The organism is Cupriavidus sp. WS (assembly GCF_000395345.1).
GTDB lineage: Bacteria > Pseudomonadota > Gammaproteobacteria > Burkholderiales > Burkholderiaceae > Cupriavidus > Cupriavidus basilensis_B.
Map to the genome: position 1 here is coordinate 1 of NZ_AQPL01000564.1, position 1,590 is coordinate 1,590.

Genomic DNA, 1,590 nt, shown 5'->3' on the forward strand with positions numbered 1-1,590 from the left:
CCCGCCACGCCCGCCGGCATGGCCGGGGTGGCGGGAAAGGCGCGCTGGCGCGGGGTGCCCTGGGCCGGGCCGGGTCGGGAAGGCGGCCGCGCAGGCGGCCAGGCGAGCGGCCGCGGCGGCGGCCGGGACAGTGGCCAAGGCGGCGTCACGGCGCGGCGCGGCCCCGACCAGGCGATCCGGCAGGCCGCGTCGCGCCACGAGCGATGTCCTCTCGCCGACTGGTTATTCGTAGGAGAAGATGCTGCCGAGCTTGTCCATGCGCTCGAGCGCCATGCCCGAGCCGCGCACCACGCAGGTCAGCGGGTCCTCGGCCACCAGCACCGGCAGGCCGGTTTCCTCGGCCAGCAGGCGGTCCAGGTCGCGCAGCAGCGCGCCGCCGCCGGTCAGCATCATGCCGCGCTCGGCGATGTCCGCGCCCAGTTCCGGTGGGGTCTGCTCCAGCGCGATCTTGACCGCCGAGACGATCTGGTTGAGCGGGTCGGTCAGCGCCTCGAGGATTTCGTTGGACGACACCGTGAACGCGCGCGGGATGCCCTCGGACAGGTTGCGGCCCTTGACTTCCATCTCGCGCACCTCGGAGCCCGGGAAGGCCGAGCCGATTTCCTTCTTGATGGCCTCGGCGGTCTGCTCGCCGATCAGCATGCCGTAGTTGCGGCGGATGTAGTTGACGATGGCCTCGTCGAACTTGTCGCCGCCCACGCGCACCGAACCCTTGTAGACCATGCCGCCCAGCGAGATGATGCCCACCTCGGTGGTGCCGCCGCCGATGTCCACCACCATCGAGCCCGACGGCTCCGACACCGGCAGGCCGGCACCGATCGCCGCCGACATCGGCTCCTCGATCAGGTACACCTGGCTGGCGCCGGCGCCCAGCGCCGATTCGCGGATGGCGCGGCGCTCGACCTGGGTCGAGCCGCACGGCACGCAGATGATGATGCGCGGGCTCGGGCGCAGCAGCTTGGAGTCGTGGACCATCTTGATGAACTGCTTGAGCATCTGCTCGGTCACGGTGAAGTCGGCGATCACGCCGTCCTTCATCGGGCGGATCGCTTCGATGTTGCCCGGCACCTTGCCCAGCATCTGCTTGGCTTCCTTGCCCACCGCCTGGATCGTCTTCTTGGCGTTGGGACCGCCTTCCTGGCGGATCGCCACCACCGAGGGCTCGTCCAGGACGATGCCCTTGTCGCGCATGTAGATCAGGGTGTTGGCGGTGCCGAGGTCGATCGCGAGATCGTTGGAGAAATAGCTGCGGAGAAATCCGAACATCAGGAATCCTGTTTTCTGGTGGTTCGCGAGGTATGCGAAGCGGCCGGCACCGCAATCGGGCCAGCCACGAAATTCATTGCGACGGGTAGTATTCAAGGCCCCCCACCGTGCGGTGAGCCAGGCGCCACGCCGGCGCCGCGCCATCCAGGGGATGCGCGGCGGCCACGGCGGAACCGCCAGCCGAGGCCGGACCGCCCCCGGGCGGCACAGCCTCTACGGGAACCTTTGATTAGGCCACGCTCGAAAGTTCGGTGGAACCGCGCCACAATTACAAAAAATTGCGGCCGGGGCGGCCTAATCAGAGGGCCCTCGCCTGCCTCCCTG

The 1,590-nt window shown here is 68.9% G+C and carries 1 protein-coding gene; it reads right to left on the reverse strand.

Features of this window, described 5'->3' with window-relative positions; translation table 11 throughout:
* Positions 1 to 222 precede the first annotated feature (222 nt).
* Positions 223 to 1,266, reverse strand: a complete 1,044-nt coding sequence (locus K206_RS0134605) for a rod shape-determining protein (RefSeq protein ID WP_011296266.1) — start codon at positions 1,264 to 1,266, stop codon at positions 223 to 225.
* Positions 1,267 to 1,590: the final 324 nt, after the last annotated feature.

Coding starts and splice junctions, on each gene's coding strand:
- K206_RS0134605 (WP_011296266.1), bottom strand. CDS start 1,266: ATGTTCGGATTTCTCCGCAGCTATTTCTCCAACGATCTCGCGATCGAC.